This window comes from Salinisphaera dokdonensis CL-ES53 (assembly GCF_040361215.1).
Taxonomy (GTDB): Bacteria; Pseudomonadota; Gammaproteobacteria; order Nevskiales; family Salinisphaeraceae; genus Salinisphaera; species Salinisphaera dokdonensis.
On sequence record NZ_APND01000004.1, the window covers coordinates 98,882 to 120,812 of the forward strand.

Annotated in this window: 16 protein-coding genes and 1 riboswitch; of the genes, 10 read left to right on the forward strand and 6 right to left on the reverse strand. The window is 60.9% G+C overall.

The window, feature by feature from the left end:
- Nucleotides 1-65 precede the first annotated feature (65 nt).
- The 4 genes from hrpA to SADO_RS12885 all read left to right on the forward strand — a co-directional run bounded on the left by hrpA (nt 66) and on the right by SADO_RS12885 (nt 6,844).
- Nucleotides 66-3,971 carry an ATP-dependent RNA helicase HrpA gene (gene hrpA, locus SADO_RS12870; RefSeq protein WP_353112026.1) on the forward strand — a complete coding sequence of 1,302 codons (3,906 nt, stop codon included), beginning with the start codon at nt 66-68 and terminating at the stop codon, nt 3,969-3,971.
- A gap of 540 nt (nt 3,972-4,511) precedes the next feature.
- Nucleotides 4,512-5,138, forward strand: a complete 627-nt coding sequence (locus SADO_RS12875) for a hypothetical protein (RefSeq protein WP_353112028.1) — start codon at nt 4,512-4,514, stop codon at nt 5,136-5,138.
- Between the two features lie 500 nt (nt 5,139-5,638).
- Nucleotides 5,639-6,157 (forward strand): invasion associated locus B family protein, encoded by a 519-nt coding sequence (locus tag SADO_RS12880; RefSeq protein WP_353112029.1) that lies wholly within the window; start codon nt 5,639-5,641, stop codon nt 6,155-6,157.
- Between the two features lie 63 nt (nt 6,158-6,220).
- On the forward strand, nt 6,221-6,844 hold the full coding sequence (locus SADO_RS12885) for a hypothetical protein (protein ID WP_353112031.1): 624 nt from the start codon (nt 6,221-6,223) through the stop codon (nt 6,842-6,844).
- A 9-nt stretch (nt 6,845-6,853) separates the two neighbouring features.
- Here the strand turns inward: SADO_RS12885 and SADO_RS12890 are convergent, their stop codons facing one another.
- Nucleotides 6,854-7,435 (reverse strand): acyl carrier protein phosphodiesterase, encoded by a 582-nt coding sequence (locus SADO_RS12890; RefSeq protein ID WP_353112033.1) that lies wholly within the window; start codon nt 7,433-7,435, stop codon nt 6,854-6,856.
- A gap of 129 nt (nt 7,436-7,564) precedes the next feature.
- Between SADO_RS12890 and SADO_RS12895 the strand changes: the two genes are divergently transcribed.
- Complete coding sequence (locus tag SADO_RS12895; protein ID WP_353112035.1) at nt 7,565-8,692, forward strand: aminotransferase class V-fold PLP-dependent enzyme; 1,128 nt, start codon at nt 7,565-7,567, stop codon at nt 8,690-8,692.
- Between the two features lie 30 nt (nt 8,693-8,722).
- Here SADO_RS12895 and SADO_RS12900 read toward each other — a convergent pair whose 3' ends face one another.
- The 3 genes from SADO_RS12900 to SADO_RS12910 all read right to left on the reverse strand — a co-directional run bounded on the left by SADO_RS12900 (nt 8,723) and on the right by SADO_RS12910 (nt 10,694).
- Nucleotides 8,723-9,322, reverse strand: coding sequence for a cysteine hydrolase family protein (locus tag SADO_RS12900; protein WP_353112037.1), 600 nt, complete (start codon nt 9,320-9,322; stop codon nt 8,723-8,725).
- 81 nt (nt 9,323-9,403) lie between these two features.
- A complete protein-coding gene (locus SADO_RS12905) occupies nt 9,404-9,880 on the reverse strand; it encodes a DUF302 domain-containing protein (RefSeq protein WP_353112039.1) in 477 nt (158 codons plus the stop codon).
- Nucleotides 9,881-10,067: 187 nt separating this feature from the next.
- Entirely contained in the window at nt 10,068-10,694 is a 627-nt protein-coding gene (locus SADO_RS12910; protein ID WP_353112041.1) for a carbonic anhydrase, read from the reverse strand.
- A gap of 825 nt (nt 10,695-11,519) precedes the next feature.
- Between SADO_RS12910 and SADO_RS12915 the strand changes: the two genes are divergently transcribed.
- Nucleotides 11,520-12,548, forward strand: coding sequence for a GGDEF domain-containing protein (locus tag SADO_RS12915; RefSeq protein WP_353112043.1), 1,029 nt, complete (start codon nt 11,520-11,522; stop codon nt 12,546-12,548).
- A gap of 121 nt (nt 12,549-12,669) precedes the next feature.
- Here SADO_RS12915 and SADO_RS12920 read toward each other — a convergent pair whose 3' ends face one another.
- Nucleotides 12,670-13,035, reverse strand: coding sequence for a cupin domain-containing protein (locus tag SADO_RS12920; RefSeq protein WP_353112045.1), 366 nt, complete (start codon nt 13,033-13,035; stop codon nt 12,670-12,672).
- Nucleotides 13,036-13,139: 104 nt separating this feature from the next.
- Nucleotides 13,140-13,232, forward strand: a riboswitch (glycine riboswitch).
- Nucleotides 13,233-13,394: 162 nt separating this feature from the next.
- Between SADO_RS12920 and SADO_RS12925 the strand changes: the two genes are divergently transcribed.
- Nucleotides 13,395-14,624 carry a D-amino acid dehydrogenase gene (locus SADO_RS12925; RefSeq protein WP_353112047.1) on the forward strand — a complete coding sequence of 410 codons (1,230 nt, stop codon included), beginning with the start codon at nt 13,395-13,397 and terminating at the stop codon, nt 14,622-14,624.
- 7 nt (nt 14,625-14,631) lie between these two features.
- On the opposite strand, the gene SADO_RS12930 is transcribed toward SADO_RS12925, so the two are convergent.
- Nucleotides 14,632-16,203 carry an esterase/lipase family protein gene (locus tag SADO_RS12930; RefSeq protein ID WP_353112049.1) on the reverse strand — a complete coding sequence of 524 codons (1,572 nt, stop codon included), beginning with the start codon at nt 16,201-16,203 and terminating at the stop codon, nt 14,632-14,634.
- A 292-nt stretch (nt 16,204-16,495) separates the two neighbouring features.
- Here SADO_RS12930 and SADO_RS12935 point away from each other — a divergent pair, with 292 nt between their 5' ends.
- From SADO_RS12935 to SADO_RS12945, 3 genes are all read left to right on the forward strand, one after another.
- Nucleotides 16,496-18,313, forward strand: coding sequence for a DEAD/DEAH box helicase (locus tag SADO_RS12935; RefSeq protein WP_353112051.1), 1,818 nt, complete (start codon nt 16,496-16,498; stop codon nt 18,311-18,313).
- Nucleotides 18,314-18,458: 145 nt separating this feature from the next.
- Complete coding sequence (locus SADO_RS12940) at nt 18,459-18,764, forward strand: hypothetical protein (protein WP_353112053.1); 306 nt, start codon at nt 18,459-18,461, stop codon at nt 18,762-18,764.
- A gap of 383 nt (nt 18,765-19,147) precedes the next feature.
- Nucleotides 19,148-21,775 carry an EAL domain-containing protein gene (locus tag SADO_RS12945; protein WP_353112055.1) on the forward strand — a complete coding sequence of 876 codons (2,628 nt, stop codon included), beginning with the start codon at nt 19,148-19,150 and terminating at the stop codon, nt 21,773-21,775.
- Nucleotides 21,776-21,931: the final 156 nt, after the last annotated feature.

Consider the following 21,931-nt stretch of genomic DNA (forward strand, 5'->3'; position numbering starts at 1 on the left):
GCCCGCACGACACGCTTTTATGCGCGTCATACGTGGTGGCGTATCGCCATTGTTCAGGAGTGTCGTTGACTCAAACCGCCAAAAAAGTTGATTTGCTCGCCGATGTCCAAAGTCGGGACCGGCATGGTCTTCAGCAGAAACTGCGGCGTGCGCGAACCGACGACGAGCGTGCGCGCGTCAATGCAGCCATCGAGGCCAGTGCGGCTATCACCCGTGAGCGAGCGCACGCCCAAGGCAACGTCTCTCTCGTCGAGGGACTGCCGGTCACCGAGCGAGCCGAGGAGATCGCAGCGGCCCTGCGTGAACACCAGGTGGTGGTGGTCTGTGGCGAAACCGGCTCGGGCAAGACGACCCAGCTGCCCAAGATTCTCATGCAGGCCGGTTTTGGTGCGCGCGGGCTGATCGGCCATACCCAGCCACGCCGACTGGCCGCGCGCAGTGTCGGCCAGCGTATCGCTGAAGAACTCGACACGCCGTTCGGCGAACGGGTGGGTTTTCAGACCCGTTTCGAAAAGAAGCTGAGCGATGCCACCCAGATCAAGTTGATGACCGACGGCATTCTGCTGGCAGAGACCGCGCGCGATCGTTTTCTCAACCGCTATGAAGCGATCATCATCGACGAGGCGCACGAACGCACCCTCAACGTCGATTTCCTGCTCGGCTATCTCAAGCAGCTGCTCAACAAGCGGCCCGACCTGAAGGTCGTGGTCACTTCGGCCACGATCGATCCGGACCGCTTCGCCAAATTCTTTGGCGACGCGCCAGTCATCAACGTGGAAGGGCGCGGCTATCCTGTGACCGTGCGTTATCGCCCGCCGGAGGAAGACGCCGACCTGGCGCTCGCCATCGAATCGGGCGTGCGCGAACTCTGGCGCGAAGGCCCGGGCGACATCCTCGTCTTTCTGCCCGGCGAGCGCGATATCCGTGATTGCGAACAGCATTTGACCAAGGCGCTCGCCGGCGACAAGCATAACGCCGAGATCGTGCCGCTCTACGCACGCCTGACACGCAGTGCCCAGAACCGGATCTTCTCGGCCAGCAACGGCAGGCGTGTGGTGCTGTCGACCAACGTGGCCGAAACCTCATTGACCGTGCCGGGCATTCGCTATGTCATCGATACCGGGCTGGCGCGCATCAGCCGCTACTCGACCTCCGCCAAAGTCCAGCGACTGCCGATCGAACCGGTGTCGCAGGCCAGCTGCAACCAGCGCGCGGGCCGCTGCGGACGCGTTGCGCCTGGGATCTGCATCCGTTTGTTCGACGAGGACGATTACAACAACCGGCCTGCATTCACCGACCCCGAGATCCGGCGCACGAATCTGGCCAACGTGCTACTGACCATGGCGGATCTGAAACTCGGCGAGATCGAACGTTTCCCGTTCGTCGACCCGCCCGAGCGGCGTTATATCAACGACGGCCGAAACCTGCTCATGCAGCTGCAGGCGATGAGCAACGGCAAGATCACCAAGCTCGGCCGCCAGTTGGCAAGGTTGCCGCTGGACCCGCGTATCGGTCGCATGCTCATCGCCGGCAACGCTATGGGCGTGCCCACGGCCATGCGCGTGCTCGCTGCTGGTCTGACGATCCAGGACCCGCGCGAACGCCCGGCGGCCCAACGACAGGCGGCGGATCAGGCGCAGCGCGAGTTCGTCGACGTACGCTCGGATTTCACCAGCCTGCTCAAGCTCTGGGACGGCTTCTCGGCAGCGCGCAAGGAACACAGCGGCAATCAGCTGCGTCGCTGGTGTCGCGAGCGGTTCATCAATTTTATGCGCATGCGTGAATGGGAAGATCTGGCGCGCCAGCTGCGCCGTATAACCGCCGATCTCGGCATGAGCCAGAACCCGACCAACACGCCGCTGGCCGAAGTCGATTTCGTGGCGCTCCATCAAGCGCTGCTGCCGGGTCTGCTCGACCATGTCGGACAGCTCGACGAGAAGGGCGAGTACCAGGGCGCCCGGGGGCGCAAGTTCCGTATCTTTCCCGGCTCCGGGCTGGCAAAGAAGAACCCGAAATGGATTGTGGCCGGCGAGCTACTGGAAACCAGCCAGCTGTTCGCGCATACGATCGCGGGCGTCGACCCGAAATGGATCGAGAAAGCCGCCGAGCATCTGGTTACGCGTGAGCACTACGAACCGCACTGGGAGAAACGCCGCGGCCAGGTGGCCGCGCACGAGCGCGTCAAGCTGTTCGGTCTCACGCTGGCGGACGGGCGCAAGGTGGACTTCGGCCGCATGGAGCCGGCCGTCGCACGCGAGATATTCATCCGGGACGGACTGGTGGCCTTTACCGTCGCCGATTCCCGTGGGCGGCTGCCCGAGTTTCTGCAGTACAACCAGATGATCGTTGACGACATCGCCGCCCAGGAAGCGCGTTTTCGGCGTCGCGACCTGCTCGTCGACGAAACCACCCAGGAACGTTTCTACGACGAGCGCCTGCCGGCGACCGTGCGTGATCGCAAGACGCTGCAGCAGTGGTTGAAGGACAACGACGACCTCGTGCTGCGTTTCGACGAGGAGACGTTGTTGCGTCATGCCGGCGTGGATCTACCCGAGGACGCCTATCCCGAAACCATGCGTCTGGGCGATCTGCCGATCGGCCTAGACTACGCCTTCGAGCCCGGCACCGAACGCGACGGCGTCACGGCGCGTGTACCTCTGGCCGCACTCAATCAAATGCCGGCTCAGCGTGCTCAATGGCTCGTGCCGGGGCTGCTCGAGGAGAAATATCGCGAATACCTAAAAGCGCTGCCAAAACGGCTACGCCGTGCGGTAGTACCAGTGCCTGAATTCGCCCGCGCTGCCGCCGAACGCGCCGATTTCGGCGAGGGCGATCCGCTAGACGCTCTGCGTGAAGCGGTCCATGCCATGACCGGCGTGCAGATCCCGGCCGACGCTTGGGACGACTTCACGCCCAGCGCGCATCTGCAACTACGTTTCGAGATCGTCGACGACGATGGTGAAACCGTGGCTGTCGGCCGCGACCTCGAGGCTCTGAGCCACGACCTCAGCGGTCGAGCCCGCGCCGCGGTTGCCGAAGCCTCCGACGATGATCTGTCCGAGACGGGACTGACGGCCTGGCCGGATCGCGACCTGCCCGAACAGGTAGAGCTGCGTCACGCCGGTGTGCGAGTGCAGGCAACCCCGGCGCTGATCGATCGCGGCACCCATGCAGACCTCGAACTGCTCGACGACCCCGAACAGGCGGCAGTGCAACATCGCTTGGGGACCATCCGTTTGCTACGCCTCGGCGCAGCCAAGCAGTGCCGACTGGTCAAGCGCGACCTCAAGGATTTCAAATCGCTCGCGGTCCAGAAATGGCCAGACCCGCCGCCGACCGCGCTAGCTGACCCGGCGACGCAGAGCAGCATTGCGCTCGATACCGAATCGGTACTGCTGGCCGATCTGCTCACCGCGCTGATCGGCCCGCATATAGAAACGCCGATCAGAACTACGGCCGCATTCGCGTCGCTTGTCACTGAAGTGCGCGCAGACCTTGTGGCCGAGGCGGTCGCACTCTGGCAACGCCTACAGCCGGCCCTCGCGAGACTCGCGGCCGTCAATAAGCGGTTGTCGAAGAATATCGGCCTCGACTGGATGGCGGCCGTGGAAGACATGCGCGATCAACTCGCCCATCTCGTCTACGCTGGGTTCATTAATGATCAGAACGACCCAGCGGCCTTCGCGGGACACTTGGACCGCTACCTGGCCGCTCTGGAACAACGCCTAGACAAACTGGCACGGGAAGGTGCCAGCGCCGATAAACAGCGCATGCAAGAGATTGCGCCGTACTGGCACGCGTACAAGCAGCGTGCTGAGCGTGCGCTATCACGTCGACAACGACCGCAGGAACTGCGGACGCTGCGCTGGATGGTCGAGGAATACCGCGTACAGGTATTCGCTCAACCGTTGGGCACCGCAATGAAAGTGTCTGCTAAAAGGCTCGATACGCTCATCTCCGAGCTCAAGTAAAAACTCGGAGGACGAGTCAAACGGCGTTTTTCTACGCGCACGAGAGACCACTGTCGGTATCGGTGACACTCGGCAAAGATACGATCCTTGCCTTCTCTATTGCTCGGGTGAACGAAAAAATCCAATAGATACAGTCACGCGGGAATTATCTCGAAATTGATGATCGAAGAGAAATACGAACTGCTTGTCGCGGCAAGGCCACGCCGGCTGCCAACCCACGTGCCATGTGTCGGATCATCTGACATTCGATGCGGCCTTGGCGACAAATTGACGAATAAGTCAGAAGTTCGTCGGGCCCATGCGGTTTAATTTTTTATGAAATCGACATCGAAGTTTGCTTGAGAAACCCTACAAGCGCCTGTTGATAAAACGAAATAATCCGGATCGGCGGGGCCTGTTTCATATCTTTGGGTCCGCGGGCGATCAGTCCGGACGCGTTTGGCCTGTGTCTTGCAATCCCCTCATCAAGCCGCAGCAGCGCCTCACCGCCTGATGGGCTTATGAAGAGCCAATGGTCATTCCATCATGAGGGGTAAAGAGATGAACCTACGTCAAAAACTAAGCGGTGTGCTCGCGCTGCTGCTCGTATCCGCCGGCGCACAGGCGACACAGATCCAGGCCGGTTATACGGTTGTTGCGAACGAGACCGACCCGGGTCTCGTAATAGAAAACATGGATATCGCATCCAACCCGTTCACCTTTGATCTGGACCCGGGCGACTCCGTTACGTTTGATCTTTTCAAGATATGGACCAACGAAGGAACGGTTAACGGTGACGACCAAGACCCGATGGGGATAGCTGTCAACTTTGACTTCATTCTGCCCGAGGTCGGTGGCTCGACCGTGAGCGGCGACACGGTAGGTAACAGCGTGTTGTTCGGCCTGTATCAGGAAGGCATGTTGACCTGGAATGGCCCGGCCGATTTCTTCTATGGACCTTTTGGTGACGGCCAGATTCAGATCTCGTTGTCCGACGAAACGTTCAACGAAGGTTTGTTCGGTCTAGATGGGGGTAAGCGCAACGGTGCGAGAGTCGCGGCCACGCTGAGCCTGATCGCCGATGCAACCGTAGCTGCGCCTGGCACGATTGCGATGTTTGCACTCGCTCTGGTGGGCCTGGGATTTGTGGCGCGTCGCCGCCGCTCGGGTTTCGATTCGACGATCTAGTAGCGTCAAGTCGACGGTATCGAACCGGCAACCTTTGGGTTGCCGGTTTTTTATTGCCGTTGATTGTCTAGTTACCGATAGCGCAGCCGCGCTTCATAATGGTGGCTGGAATTGCGGACGCCGCGGCGAGATTCGGCCGACGCCTCTATCCCGCGGCCGGTTACATCTGATGGATGGCCGCGCACTTTCGAAGTGTTCGCATGTTGCCCACCGGTGTTGGCGACGCGGCTGGCCAAAAAATCAAGGTTTCATCTGGGCGACGGTCGAGAGGTAGTGCTTGCTTTCGACAAAGCACGGAAGTGAACTGCGGACAACCGGGTCGAAGAAGTCTGCGAGCCGTGAACGATTTGTACGACCCTGAGGGTTATGAGAACCGGCAGACCCTCCGTGCACTCAGTGGCCTCAACTGACGGCCGGGTGTGTTTACCCATGTGACTCGGCCACGCGTGCGGCTTTGTCTAGTAAAGTAAGCGCACATACACGCTCTGGGATCATTGGATATGTCGTTGCGCCTTGTATCGGGTTTTAGCGCCGCCGTTTTCGCGGTATCGCTGCTGTTTTCCGCGCCGGGCTTCGCTCAGCAATCCGGCGGCGAGAATATGAAGGTCGAGACCTATAACGACTGGGAAGTTCGCTGCCCTGAACAGGCCAGGAACGGCGGCTGTGAGATGACGCAGCTCGTCAACAGTCCGGATAACGGCAAGCCGATTTTGCGCGTGGTGATGGGGTACCCGCCGGAAGTGGATACCGCGGCCATGGTGTTCATCTTGCCGCTGGGCACGCGGCTGGCGCCGGGCGTGCAGCTGCAGGTGGACAGCGGCCAGGCGCAGGCGTTTCCGTTCCAGATTTGCCTAGAGCAGGGCTGCCGAGCGGATTTCCCGGTCGACGACGCGCTGCGCAATCGCATGCGTAGCGGCAGCAACGCCACCGTGAGCCTGATTGATCCGCAGGGCGAGCGCATGGACCTGACTGTTTCGCTGCAGGGGTTTACCGACGCGGACAACCGTATCCGTCGATAGCTGCCAAGCGCGCCAACCGATGCGGCGGCCTGCAACTGGCCCCAGTCGGTTGGCGCGGGCACAATGGCGAGCAGCGTTCCAACCACCCCCGCCATGACTCACAACCCCGACGCGCCTAGTCCGGAATCCCGTACCGAGTATTCGTATGAGGCTTTCGGGCGCGACTTTTTTGAGACGGCGGTTACGACGGATCGTATCCAGGCTGCATTAGCGAGCCTGACGGGTAATGCGATCGACTTCGGGCCCCGCAATGTCGGCCCGGCGGGGCTGGCCAGCATCAAGGCAAAGGGGGAAATACGCGAGCCTTCGGTCTCGTCAGTAGAAGGCGATCTGATTCAGTTTTCGGTCGTCATCCCGATCTATCTCGAGCTGACTGTGCGTCTTGCGGCTCACGATCACCGTTTTCGTGCGGATCTACGCGCCAAGCTGTCGTTGACGGCGCGCGCGAAACGTCCCCTGCATGTATTCATCGATATTCCCGCACCGAGCGAGAAGGATGTCGAAGTGAAAATCGAGGCCCAGGGACTGCGTGCCTCGGTACTGGATGGGGTCGCGGACGTGGATGGAGAGCTGCGCCGCTTCGTCGCGCGCTACATTGCCAAAGAGATCGAGAAACCGAATATTCGATCGATGCGCGATATCGATGTTCGTCGAGCGCTCGAGAAGAACTGGGAAGACACCGCCTGAGCGACGGCGCTATTTCCGCTCGCTGTCGAGTTCGCGAACGACCTGTTCAAGCTCTGCAAGTAGCGGCGCGATCGAGGCGTCGAAAGCCTCATTGAGTGCGAGCAGTTCGGGCAACGCGTCCCCAACCGGATTTTGGCGACGCAATCGCCGCTTGACCGAGTCGAGCGCTCGTTTTATTCCCTCCGGCTGCGCATAACCGACCAATACGCTGGATAGCCCGCGGAGACGGTCGGCACTGAAGGGCGCGTCGTCTGGCCATTCGGTGATTACGCGCGTCTGCGCGCGGCGTGCAAAGACGGGCAGCGACTCGTCGTGAAAACGATGCCATTGCCGCGCCAGCGCGTGATCGAGGCCGATATCGACAACGATGCCGGCATAGCGACGCAGCGGCGGATTGAAGCGCTGGCGTAGTGTGCGATGGAGGGCATGGTCGTCGCTGTGGCGGTCGATGGCGCGATGAAGCTTGATCCCGTGCCGCGTACGCGGCGCAAAACGATCGTCGAGCCAGCCTTTGATCTCGTCGCCAAGGATCTGGCCCGCGAAAGATGTATTGCTGCGGTCTGCGAGCAACAGGTGAGCCAGCAGATTCATGGTTTGGTTTCGTCGCGCATACCCTCAGCATACAGGCCGCTAGAACCTTTATCGGTGCGACGCTACCGGCGACGTCACTGTTTTATGCGACAGTAAGTGCTTTGACGCGCAGACACTCAGGTGGAGCACATGACGGACTCATGGTCGCCGGTCGACCCGGGCGGGTTGCTCGAGTATTCGGTCGTTTATACGGATCGTTCGCTCAATCACATGTCGGTACGTTTTCAGGACGTGCTGAATGGAATCTCCGAACGGTTGAAGGAAGTCTATCGCGCGCGATCCTGTGTGATCGTACCGGGCAGCGGTACCTTCGGTATGGAAGCCGTGGCGCGTCAATTTGCCGGCGGCCAACATTGCCTGATCATCCGTAATGGCTGGTTCAGCTATCGCTGGACCCAAATACTCGAGATGGGCGATATCGCTCGAAGCTCGACGGTGATGCAGGCACAACGCGAAGGCGAAGGCGCGCAGGCGCCGTTTCGCCCGGCGCCGGTGGAGACGGTCGTCGCACGTATCCGCGAGGAAAAGCCCGCTGTCGTTTTCGCGCCGCATGTCGAGACGTCGGCCGGCATGCTTCTGCCCGACGACTATCTGCGTGCGATTGCTGATGCGGTGCACGAGCACGATGGCCTGTTCGTGCTCGATTGCATCGCTTCCGGTACCCATTGGGTCGATATGGAGGCCTGCGGCGTGGACGTGCTGGTCAGCGCGCCGCAGAAGGGGTGGAGCAGTTCACCTTGCTGCGCGATGGTGATGTTGAGCGCAACGGCCCGTGAGCGGATCGAATCGACCACCAGCAGCAGCTATGCCTGCGATCTGCGCAAGTGGCTGCAGATCATCGAAACCTACGAGGCCGGCAAGCACGCCTACCACGCCACCATGCCGACCGACGGCCTGACCCGGCTGCTGGCGATGATGAAAGAGACCGAGGCGCTCGGCCTGGACGCGGCCAAGGAACGCCAGTTCGCGCTGGGACGCGCGGTGCGCGAACGGCTCGAGGCGAAGGGGTTTCGCAGTGTGGCGGCCGAGGGCTTCCAGGCGTCGGGGGTTGTCGTGAGCTTCACTGACGACCCGCAGATCCAGTCAGGTCAGCGCTTTCGGGAAGCCGGCGTGCAGATTGCAGCCGGCGTGCCCCTGATGTGCGACGAGGGCGACGACTTTCACTCGTTCCGGATCGGTCTGTTCGGCTTGGACAAACTCGAGAATGTCGACCGTACCGTGACGCGATTTGCCGAGGCGCTCGAGCAGGTCAGTTGAACGGCGCCTCGGCGTTAGCGGGCTGAATTTCTAGCCGGGTAGATCGTCGACGTCGTCTACGACGACGCCGAACAGGTCGGCAATGCTCACCAGGCTGGCTTCGTGCAGATCGGCGGCACGGGTCACGTGATCGCCACGAGCCAGGTCGCGAGTTGCGGTTGCAGCGGCGACCACGGTTGGCGCGTACCCCTGATTGAAAGCACCCCGGGCCGTGGAATTCACGCACATATGGGTCATGAATCCGCCAAGTACCAGCTGGCTTGCGCCGGCCTTCTGCAACTGGTCGTGCAGATCGGTGTTCACGAACGCATTCGGGTGTGTCTTGGTGATCACCGACTCGCCGTCACGCGGCGCGACCTCGTCGGAGATCTGACCCAGCGCGGTATCCAGATCATAGGGTGAGCCGGCGCCCGCGTCGTGACGGATATGGAACACGGGAATTCCCGCATCGCGTGCACGCATGAGCAAAGTCTGAGCGCGCGATAGCGCGGCCTCGACACCGACGAGCTGCATCACGCCTTCCCGATAGGTGTTCTGGCAATCAATAAGCACGAGCGCGGATTGGGACAACGACGGCGGCGCGTCGCTGAGCCCGGATACCGTACGCAGTCTGGGGGAACCTTCAGCCATGGTCGATCTCCTGATCGCATGAAAATGCCGCGTTCGTGACGCGGCTTGTTATTTGTTGTGTCGTGATTGTCGGACGGCGCTTTAGCCGCCGCTCTTCTCGGCGACCGTTGCCTTGGTCAGACCAGCGAGGGCCTTGCTGATGGGCTGTGCCGCGGCACAGTCGGAGGCACCGTGACGTTCGGCGATGTAGGCCGGGTCGTTGTAACCCATCCATGTCTGGCCGTCTGCATCTTCCCAGACCAGCGCCTTCAGCGGCAGATCGATACCGATCGATTGCGCGCATTGCATGAACGGCGTACCGCCCTTCGGGTTGCCAAAGATCACGACGGTGGTGGGGCGCAGCGTCATGTCGACCTTCTCAGCGCCCTTGGCATGCTCGACAGTCGCAAAAATCGTCAGACCTTTCTTTTTTGCGATCTTTTCGAAGCGTTGGACTGTCTCGGCTACCGGATACGGGCTTTCGGTTTTCACGAGGCCATCTATTGAGTCGGCGGCAACGGTCACGCCGGTCGAGCCAAACAGAAGCGCCATCGCCGCAAGACTGGATAGTAATTTCATTGTTGTTCTCCTCGTTGTTTTAGACAGGTCGGCTAGATCCCGGGCAGCGCTTGTCGGAGGCTGCTAACTGCATTTGACCGAGAGTAGCCGGCTTACCGGGTATGGCCAAGCTGTCCGCGGTCGCAAGCTCAGCGACCGCGTTGGTAATCAGGTGGATGGTCGTGTGAGCGAAAAGATCGAGTGTCGATCAGTCTTCGACATACTCGTCCAGAAACACCACTTCGCCCGTCTCGATCGCGTATTCCGCGCCGATAATGGTGAGCTGCTTGTCGGTGATCAGCTGCTCGAGAATGTCCGAGCCATTCCGGAGCCGTTGTACCGACTTGGCCACGTTGGCCCGCACACCGGCGCGGATCAACGCATGGCGATCGCTGGCTAGGTCGGTCTCCAGGAGCTGCTCTACCGACGGTCGAACGCGGTCCACGATGGTTCGCAGATTGGGTGACTGATTCTCGGTCGGTTGTTGCAGCTCGTCGAGTGTTGTGGTGACGGCGCCACATTGCGTGTGGCCGAGTACGACAACCAGCGGGGTGCCGAACTTGGCCGCTGCGAACTCGATGCTGCCGATCTGAGTCGGCGCAACGATGTTGCCGGCAACACGGATAACGAAAAGATCACCAAGCCCCTGATTAAATACAATTTCCGCCGGCACACGGGCATCCGAGCAACCCAGGATGATAGCGAACGGTTCCTGCTCTCGGACCAGTTCGGCGGGGCGCGGATACTTGCTCAGCGTGGCCTCGTTCTGGATATTATCCATGAACTGTCGGTTGCCCAGTTTGAGGCGCTCGATCGCTTCGGCTGCGTTGATCATGGGGTGTCCAAGTCCTTTAAGAAACAGTGGGTCGATGTCGGAAAATCGCTTACCAACTTACACCAAGCGCGGACGCTCGGCACGAGCCAGCCCTGAGCTGGCATGCCCGCGACGGCCAGGCGTGGCCAAGCGTTAACCACCATCCACTATTGACCGATCGGCGAATATTCCAGAGGTCGGGCCGAAGACTAGGTTTGCCCGCTCACGCGTCGACCGCGCGTGGCCGCAGTGGTTTTCACGCGCACGGCCGATAGGGTGTATCAGACGCTTATTGAACCAGCGCGGGTATGGCTATGGATAGCTCACCAAGGCCGCCAGCGTGGTCGTGCGTGGCCAGGATTCTGGCGCACGCCCACTGTATAGGCGCCGCATTCCGGTCGGTAGATGTCCGCAGCTTCTTGGCAGCGGGCGCCTGTGGGACGCCGCGACTTGCGTGGCGAAGTCAGGGACCTAAGGACACTAATCGACCGGAATATACATGCGATCAGTTTCTTGGCCATAGATATCGCGACGATGCGCATGCGTGTTGAAGAAAACCTGAACGGGCAATTCATTTACGGGCCGTGTGGCTACTGCGAAAGAAGCGTCGACAGGTTGTTTGATTGTCTTTATAACCAGAATCGGGGAATTCATTGGAGTTGCGCGCAACCAGTCGGCTGCAGCGATTCGTGCCCTGGGGAGAATGCGTTGGCTGGTACGACGACATATGCGGGGGATCATCGCGGGTACGCCAACGTGCATGACGATGTGATGAAGTGGTCTGCTGCCGGCTCCTGTCGCGTCGAAAATATTGAGCCGCCTTGCGGCAAGGTGACGCGCTAACCCATGGCTGACCCGCAATACTCGTTCCGCAGCCGAGAGGTCAGCCCGCACCAGCGCGCCGTGCTGCGGGCGTTGCTGTGGTTTACCTGTTCCGCGGTACTGTGTTTCGCCGCCTTGCATTTCTATGTCGGTGATATCTGGCTGGCAGTGGCCGAGCTCTGTCTTGTCGCCTATGCCGCGCTGTTGCTGTACGTGCTTCAGGAAATCGAACGCCTGAGGCCTCGCAGCCTGCTCTTCATCGTGCCGTTCTTCATCGTGATGATGTATGCGCTCGCATCGCCAGAAAACGGCGCCACGGTGTTTGTGTGGGTGCTGCTCGTGCCTTTGCTGTCGCACCTGCTGCTCGGGCGATGGCAGGGCATGGTCGTGGCGATGGTGTTCATGGGCTGCGCCGGGGTGATTCTGGCGCGCAAGTTCGAGGTGACCCCGGGAATGCCGGGCTTGATCGAGGTTGTGCACGTCATACTTTGTGCGATCGCTATCGCTGGCTTCTCTCATGTGTACGAGGCGAGCCGTGAGCGCACCGAAGCCGAGCTGCGACGCCTGGCACTGGTGGATCCATTGACGGGCCTGGCCAATCGTTCGCGCTTTCGCGACGTATTCGCCCAGGAGCGCCAGCGGTTTCTACGCCATAAGACGCCGGTTTCGCTGCTCGTGGTCGACGTCGATCACTTCAAGCGCGTCAATGACGACTATGGTCACGATGCCGGAGATGTCGCACTGTGTTTTGTGGCCGACATCCTGGCCGGGCGTATCCGCAAGACGGATGTCGCCGGGCGGCTGGGTGGCGAAGAGTTCGGTATCCTGCTTTCAGGCGCCGATATCGACTATGCCCGGCCGGTGGCGAACATGCTTTGCGAGCGTGTTCGACTGCGGGCGTGTCGTTATCGGGGGCAGGAGATTGCGCTGTCGATCAGTATCGGCATCGCGGAGCTCGGCCGCGACGGGCTGGATTTTCGTAGCGTATTCGCGAACGCAGACCGGCGTCTTTACAAGGCCAAGGCGGAGGGCCGCGATCGCGTGGTGGGCTAGCGTCACGCGCCGCGTTGTACGGCTCGATTTGCTCGTGCCCGGTTGCAAAAGATAGGGCGTCAATCGACTTCGGCTGGTTGTGCGCCGTATGAAATACGAATGACGCTGACCCCGCCTGATTTCATTCCAGCGACTCGTAGCAGTCGGGTCGAAATCGTGGCGAGCAGATCGCGTGAAAGATCAGATCCTGCGTGCCGGTATTGTGAATGCGCTGCGGCGTGTCGGCCGGGATGAGTGCTACATCGCCGGGGGCGACTTGCGCGGGCGCCATGTCGCCGATTTCCACCGTGCCGGTGCCGCTCGCGATCAGGTAGCGCTCCACGGTGTTGCGCAGACGATGCCATGCCGTGGTGACCCCGGGCGCGACCCGCGCTCGGGCGATGGAGACCGCCGGGTCGCCCGGGTGGTTGGAGACTTCCAGAATCGCGCAGCGTTCATCGGTATCGAATTCGCTGTAAGCCGCTTGATACATCACTTCTGGCTGCATGCCCTTTGGCCCGCTCGTGTTATTCTTGACTCCCGGTCGATGCCCAGGGAAATGCAGCGACCGGTGGTCACAAGTTCATCTGTGTGACCACGGTACACAAACAGCGTGTGATATCGGGAGAGCTCGGTTCTGCGGAACCGGCGCCGAAGGAGCAACCGCCCCGGAAACTCTCAGGCACCAGGGACCGGTATCACCCCATCTTCCGAAGAGCTGCCGGTGCATTCGTCCGCCGGCACACCGAAGGAGCAAGCGTTTCGCATTTAGCCGAGTCGCGAATCTCTCAGGTCCAGAAACGGAGGGGCACTTTCTGCGCGGTGTGTGCAGGGATTCAAACGCTCGACGTTATCGGATAGAGAGTCATGAACCAGATCGCAGTCATTGGCGGCGGCATCACCGGCGTCACTACGGCCTACGCACTGATTACCCGCGGCTACGGCGTCACCCTCTACGACCGCAACCGTTATGCGGCGATGGAAACGTCGTTCGCGAACGGTGGGCAGCTGTCGGCCTCGAATGCCGAGGTATGGAACCACTGGCCGATGATTTTCAAGGGCCTGAAGTGGATGTTCCGCAACGACGCGCCGTTGCTCGTCAACCCGAAGCCTTCCTGGCACAAGTTCTCCTGGTTTCTGGAGTTCATGGCGGCCATACCGCAGTACCAGCAGAACACGACCGAAACCGCCCGCATGGCGATCGAGGCACGCGACTACCTGTTCTCCTGGGCCGAGCGCGAAAACGTCGATTTCGACGTCAAGCGCAAGGGCATTCTGCATATCTACCGCAATCGCTCGGGATACCGGCATGCGGAAAAGGTATCCAAGCTGCTGGCCGCCGGTGGCCTGGACCGCCAGCCGGTTACCCCTGAGGAAATGCGGGCCATCGAGCCGACGCTTGCCGGTGAATATTACGGCGGGTTCTTCACGGAAAGCGACTCCACGGGGGATATTCACAAATTCACCAATGGGCTCGCCGCTGCGGCGGAACGCCACGGCGTACGCTTTTGCTATAACCACACGGTCGAGAGCGTACGCACGGATGGTCAGCGCGTTCACGTAACGGCCTACGAAAACGACCTGCCCGATGACCGACACACAACGGAATTCGAGAATGTCGTGATCTGTGCCGGCACGGGGAGTCGGGACATGGCGGCCCAACTGGGCGACCGTGTGAACGTGTACCCGGTGAAGGGGTATTCGATCACCGTCGATCTCTCTGACCAGGCATCACGCGAGGCTGCGCCGGAAGTCAGCCTGCTCGACGACGAGACCAAGCTCGTCAGTAGTCGACTCGGGCCGGATCGCTTCCGGGTCGCGGGCACTGCCGAGTTTAACGGCTTCAACCGCGATATACGCGCCGATCGGATCGAGCCGCTGGTGGACTGGGTCAATCAGTGTTTTCCGGGCGTGCGCACGCAGCATGTGGTGCCTTGGGCCGGCTTGCGCCCGATGATGCCGAACATGATGCCGAAGGTTGGTCGCGGCAAGGTCGCGAACGTGTTCTACAACACCGGACATGGACATCTGGGCTGGACCCTGTCGGCACTTACCGCGGACTGGATTGCGGCCGCGGTCGACGAGCGGGCTCAATAGATCGCGGCTAGCTCATATTCCAGGGCGACGCAGTGAACAGCAAGCGTCCGGAAAAACCGGGTGCGGGCGGATTGGCGCTGGCGGGATCGAAGCCCAGCGGGATCTCGAAGCGCATCGTGCCGTCCGTGGCGATTGCAAGATCATCATTCGGAATACGGCGCGGTGCGCGTCGCGGCGCATGCTGCGACGCCAGTCCGTAGCTGATCGACACGGGCGATTGCCCGAGACGCACCTCAAAAGTCAGGGTGTCGTCGAAGATGTAATCGCCCGGATAGTGCTCGTCGAACCAGAACGCGTTGTCGATCTCGTAGGCCGGCACCTGAACCGCGACGCGTAACTGGAAGGCAAGGGCGCGATCGCGACTTCCCGGCATCTTGGCGCCGCCGTGCAGGTATCCGGTGAATAGATATAGCGGGTCGTGCTCGTGCACGAGTTCGTTGTAGTTCTTCATCAACGCCGAGCCCTGGTCGAAGCGTCGCTGGTGCAGGAAATAGCGCGCGCCGCGCACGGCGGCTTCGGTTTCGATGTAATAGGCGGCATTCACTCGATGACGACCGGCGTGGCCGCCGACGGCTTTCTCGATCGCCGGGGGCAGGGTGATGCCATCGACAGCAAGCTGCGCCTCCACGCGAAACTGGCCGAATAGAAAACGCCGCAGGTTCTGGTAGCCCTCTTCGCTGTTGACCAGGCCGTAGGCGCCGCTGTGGCTACGGTGGATGAACGCCCGCGGCGCCCGGTCGACTGCCGCATTGCTGATCATCACCAAGCCATCGCTCATCGGCCCCGTGCCTTTGCGGGCGAGGCCGAAAAAAGCCGTGTAATCGTTGTAGTTGGTGCCCAGGCAGCAGAAGAAGCGCTCCGGTGGGAAATGGCCGCCCAGGCTGTCGACGCGTGCCGGTTTGCCGTCGAATGCCAGATACTCCGCCATGTCGCCACGGTTGAAGGTATCCGCCTCGAACGCTCGGGTCAGGCCGAGGTCCGGCACATTGAAGCCGCGGATATCGATCCCGTTGTGCGGCGTGCCGTAGGTGAAGACCTTGTCGACCAGGCTTGCGCCTGGCAGTTCGAGCTGGCCGTCGAGCTTTGCATCGCCGCTACCGTGAATGCAGATGTTCTGAAGATAGCAGCGACTGACCAGCCCGCCCATTGAGTGCGCGACGAGATAGACACGAAATCGGTCGCGGGCTTCGTTGTCGGCACCACAGACCTTGTCTCGTACGCTGAGAATGAAGCGGCGCAGGTCCGTTGCGAATTCAACCATTTGTCGGCGTTTTCCATCGCCGAGGTCGTTCGATGTCTGTTCGTAGTAGCGAAAGATCCAGACACTGCGCGCCGGCGCTTCGCCCTTGACATAGTCACCGTCTCGATAGGTGTCGGTATAGCCTTCATCCTTCATCAGCCGCAACAGCGGTGATTCGAAAATGAAGCGGTTGATCGTGCCTTCGTGATCCTGACGGCTCTTGGTCGCGCCCAGGTTGAAGCCCATGTACGGCGTGGCGACGGTGTCTTCGATCTCGCCGTCGGTGGCGGCGTAGCCGCGCACATAAATAATCGGAAAATACGGCGCCTCGATCGACATCTCGCTATCCCCCTGCCTGTGCTGCGCACGGGCGCTGCCTCTGGCATTCCCGACAAGCATCTCAGGCGATGTCCCCGTGCACGGGCGGTGCACCCTGAAGGATTAATTAGCACCGTGCGCGAAGGACCACAAGCGGGATATGGCGTGCCGCTCCACGCGCCAGGAGACTCGAATCACTAATTTGTGGCATTTTCCGCGATTACCCGAGCGAACGCGTTAGAATATGCGCCCGCGTCATTCGGCGCGGCAGTTTCTAGGGCGCACGCCAGCGCCCCGCGCTTGCAGGCAACGCATGTCCGCCTCTTCCCAAGATGATTCCTCCGACCCGATCGCGTTCCGCGACCTGGGCCTTTCCGATGCCGTGATGTCGGTGCTGTCGGAGGTCGGTTACGAGACGCCGTCCCCCATTCAGGCAGCCACCATTCCGCCGCTGCTCGAAGGCCGGGACGTACTTGGCCAGGCGCAGACGGGCACCGGCAAGACGGCCGCGTTTGCGCTGCCGATTCTTTCGCGTTTGCGCGAGAACGGCCGCGGCCGCGGCAAGGCGCCCCAGGCGCTTGTGCTGGCGCCCACGCGCGAGCTGGCGATTCAGGTATCCGAAGCGTTCCAGCGCTATGCCAGTCATATCGGTGGCTTTACCGTGCTGCCGATCTATGGCGGTCAGAGCTACGGGCCGCAGCTGTCTGCGCTCAAGCGCGGTGTGGATGTGGTGGTCGGCACGCCCGGGCGCGTGATGGATCATCTCAAGAAGGGCACGCTCAAGCTCGACGCGCTCAGCTGGATGGTTCTCGACGAAGCCGACGAAATGCTGCGCATGGGATTCATCGACGATGTCGAATGGATCTTCGAGCAGACGCCGCCGGAGCGCCAGGTCGCGCTGTTCTCGGCGACCATGCCCTCGGCCATCCGGCGGATCGCCAAGAAGCATCTGAAGGACGCCCAGGAAGTCACGATCCAGACGAAGACGACGACCGCGGTCAATATTCGTCAGCGTTACTGGATTGTCGGCGGTGGCACGAGCAAGCTCGATGCGCTTACGCGTCTGCTCGAGGCCGAGCCGTTTGATGCGATGATCGTGTTTGCGCGCACCAAGAAAGCGACCGACGAGTTGGCCGAACGTCTGTCAGCGCGTGGTCATGCCTGTGCTTCGCTCAACGGCGATATCGCACAGGCGCAGCGTGAACGCACGGTTGCCAGGCTCAAGAATCGCCAACTGGATATTCTCGTTGCCACCGACGTGGCTGCTCGTGGTCTCGATGTCGAACGCATCAGCCACGTCATCAATTTCGATATTCCGCACGACACCGAGTCCTATGTGCACCGGATCGGGCGGACGGGCCGGGCCGGCCGTGAAGGCGATGCGATCCTGTTCGTCACGATGCGCGAGAAACGCTTGTTCAAGGCGATCGAGCGAGCTACTCGACAGTCGATTGAACCGATGGATCTCCCCAGCATGGCGGAGGTCAACGAACAGCGCATCGGTCGGTTCAAGCAGCGTATTACCGACACGCTGAAAAGCGCCAAGCTCGACACGTTCCGACGCTTGATCGACGAGTATCAGGCCGAGAACAACGTGGAGCTCGAAGAGCTGGCGCCTGTGCTGGCCTATCTCGCTCAGGGCGACGAGCCGCTGATGCTCGAGGCGGGGAAGAAAGGTGCTAAACCAGGCTCTGCGAAATTTGGCGACAGCGCAGACGGATCGAGCAAACCCAAGAAGCGCGATGCGGCGTTCACCGACGGCGATCTTGAGACCTTTCGAATCGACGTAGGCCACGCGCATGGCGTCGAGCCACGCAATATCGTCGGGGCGATTGCCAACGAAGCGGGCGTCGACAGCAAGAATATCGGTCGAATCGACATCCAGGACGAGTTCAGTCTCGTTGACTTGCCCAAGGGGATGCCGAAAGAGATATTCGAACATCTCAAGACGGTCTGGGTCGCCAACCGGCAATTGGCAATTACCCGCGAACACGACGCACCGCCGGCACCCGCGGCAGGGCGACGGAACAAGCCGTCGACTTTGAAAGCCAAGAAGCCGCGCAAGGCAAAATCGTCGAAGGGCAAGACCAAGAGCAAAGGCAAGCCGAAACGCGCGAGTACAAGCAAGTAGGGGCGGCCAGCTTTATAGGATTCGCCCGTACCGTGCCGTGATTGGTCTGTCCGGTCGGTAATCGTCTGCTCTTGTATTGCTACTGCCTGCGACCCATGCTCGGGTTCGTCGAGACTTGCTTCTCATTCCACGAACCGAGGCAGCCGTGAACGTGAACGACCAGCCCAGCATTCCTGCATCCCATCTGGATATCGGCGGTGTGGCGCTACCGCGGGAAGAGCTCAGCCAGGTTCTCCCGGACATGGCGCGCTTCGAGCAACATCTTCCGGATGCGCTCGCGATCGACACCCAGATGCGCGAGGGCGATGGCTCGATCCCGGCCTATGTGCAGGATTGGCCGCAGGAGCGTGTCGCGGCCGTGGTGGCGACGCTCAAGGAGCTGGGCAGCCTGCGCGAGCAGGCCAGCGAGCAGATCAAGTCGCATCGCGCGAATTCGCAGGGCAAATCCTGAGTTCGGGCAATTCTGAATGCCGTCATGCCGGCATCGTGATCATTGGCTGATGTCAATAATCCGCATCATGGCCCGGCTGCAGATAAAAAACATTTAAAAATATAGTTATGGCGGGTGCTATGTCGCTCGACGCCCGTCGCGTTCAGTACATTGGCGCCGAAAACTACGCCATTTTGCGCATTACGCGCCTTGCCTGCGGCGTGTTCCTCTTTCTTGCCCTGAGTCCCGCAAACCAGTTTTCGCGGCGGTAAAACTTTCCCTGATTACGCGTTTGATTTAGATTAAAGCTCTGGGAGCGCCTGAAAAGGTGTAGTCTCGATAAAAAACAATACCCCTGCAAACCGCCGGGTTATCGCGGGGCGATCTGAATCCATTGCATAGCAATGATTCCGATTTCGGAGGGCATCGGCGTGGACAATATTGATGCGCGTGATGACGCGCTTCAGTCGATCCAGTACATGATTGCGCAGGAAGCGCCGCTGGAGCATACGCTCGCCGCGATCTGCGAGATGATCGAGGCAGATCTTCCCGAGGCCATGACCTCGATCATGCTCTTCGACTGGGAAACGCACACGCTGAAGTTCCGAGCAGGCGGCAGTAGCTTGCCCGCGATTTTTCGTGAGGCAGCGGCACAGGTGCCGGTCGGTCCCGAGCAGGCCATCTGCGGCACGGCGGCCCATCGGCGCGATGTGGTCATATGCGAGGACATTTCCAGGGATCCGAACTGCGAAGGCTACCGGGCGATTTGTTCTGAGCTCGGAATACACGCGGGGTGGTCCTACCCGCTGTTGACCAAGGATGGCAGTCTGCTGGGGACATTTGCGATCTATCAGCGAAAGACCGGTGCGCCGACCGAAGCACAGCGGGCGCCGATCGAACGCGCCGCAGGCTTGGTCGCGCTGGCCATAGAGCGTCATCGCGACCGCCGTGCACTGCGCGAAAGCGAGCAACGCTATAGCTCGCTGTTCACCCATAATCCCGACGCCGTATTTTCGCTCGACAAGGACGGTTTCCTGCGTAGCGTGAATCAAGCGGCCTGTGATGTCACCGGCGTGCCGGAAGTCGAACTCATCGGCCTCCACTATCACGATTTTGTGGTTCCCGATGATCGCGCACTCACGGATCGGTCGTTCCAGGATGCGATTGCGGGCGTGCCGCAGCGTTATCAGATCCAGATTGTCGACGCGCATGGTGCGCTGCGCGCGCTCGATATAACCAACCTGCCCAGCATGGTCGATGGTGCAGTGGCGGGCGTCTACGGCATCGCCAAGGATATCACCCGGCGCCGCGAGCAGGAGACCCAGCTGCGGATTCTGCAGCGCAGCGTCGAGACGACGGTGAACGGCGTGGTGATCGCGGATGCCACGCGCCCCGATCGGGCGATGACCTACGTGAACGAGCCATTCCTGCGCATGACCGGCTACACCCGCGATGAGGTCATGGGGCTCAATTGCGATTTTCTGCATGGGCCGGAAACGGACCCGAAGGCGATCGCGTTCATTAGTGAGCGTGCGGCGGCCTGTCGCGAGGGGCGCGTGACACTGCTGCAATATCGAAAGGATGGCAGCACGTTCTGGGACGATCTGTTCGTGTCGCCGGTGCCGGACGAAAACGGCGAGATCACGCACTTCGTGAGTATTCACCACGACGTAACGGTGCAGAAAGCGCACGAAGAGGATCTCGCCCACCAGGCCAGCCACGAGCCACTCACCGGGCTTCCCAATCGTGGGCTGCTCGAGAAGCGCCTGCAGACAGCGTTTGCCGAGGCGCGCCGTCACGATCGTCTACTCGCCGTACTCTATATCGATCTCGACGAGTTCAAGCCAGTGAACGACACGCTCGGCCATGGCGTGGGCGACACACTTCTGAATACGGTGGCGCGTCGGTTGTCGGGCATGCTCGCGCCCGGGGATACGCTCGCCGGCGTGGGCGGCGACGAATTCGTAATGCTCCTGCCCAACCTCGAGGATTCAGCGCAGGTGTTGGCGATGGCCGAGCGCGCGCTGAATGTGCTCGACCGGCCGCATCGGATTGGAGTGCACGAGGTTCATGTCACCGGCAGCATCGGTATCGCCGTGAACGAGCCCAGCGTGGATACCGCAAGTGTGCTCATCCGGCACGCCGACATGGCCATGTACCTGGCCAAGCGCAAGAGCCGGAACACCTATCACTGGTATACCGACGACATCACCGAGACGATGAACGAACGGGTAGCCATGCGGCGCGAGTTGCACGATGCCCTGGCGGCCGAGCAATTCACCTTGCACTACCAGCCGATCGTCGACGCACACTCCGGGGAGGTGGACGGCTTCGAAGCGCTCATACGCTGGCATCATCCGGAACGCGGTCTGGTGCCGCCGGTTACTTTCATCCCCCTGGCCGAACAGACGGGCCAGATCACGCCGATCGGTGAATGGGTGATGCGGCGCGCCTGTCATGACATTGTGGCGCTCAACCGTGCCCATGGCACCAGCCACTCGATAGCGGTGAATATCTCGCCGGTACAGTTCCACGGCCGCAATTTCCTGGGCAGTCTGCTCGAGGTTCTGGAGGAGACGAATCTGTCGCCGCATCTGCTCAAGATCGAGCTGACCGAAGGCGTGCTGATGGAAAATACCGATGCCGCCATCGATATCCTGCGCACGCTGCGGCATATGGGAGTGGATGTGTTCATCGACGATTTCGGTACCGGCTTTTCCAGCCTGAGTTATCTCAAGAATCTGCCGATCAACAAGGTGAAGATCGATCGCACGTTCACGCGCGAGATCACCACGAACGCTCACGATGCGGCGATCGCCCAGGGCATCATCACCATGGCCCACCATTTGGGCCTGGAAGTGGTCGCGGAAGGTATCGAAACCATCGAGCAGCACGAGTTCCTGCGCGCACGGGGCTGTGATCTGTTTCAGGGCTATCTGTTCGCGCGGCCGATGCCGTTGAGCCAGGTCTCCGGTTTCCTCGACGGCCAGGCCATTGCCGCCAGCCGCAGTGCAGGGCGTCCCCAGGCGTGACCCTTTGCCTCGAACATACAGAGGCCTGCAAATTTATGCCCGGACGTAGCGCCGCATGTGCGACCCATGCAAATACTTTTCACATCCTCGGTCGGTTCGTATGCAGTTGAATGCTCGGCGTAATTCGAAATGGGGCAGGCCATGCACATGACCATT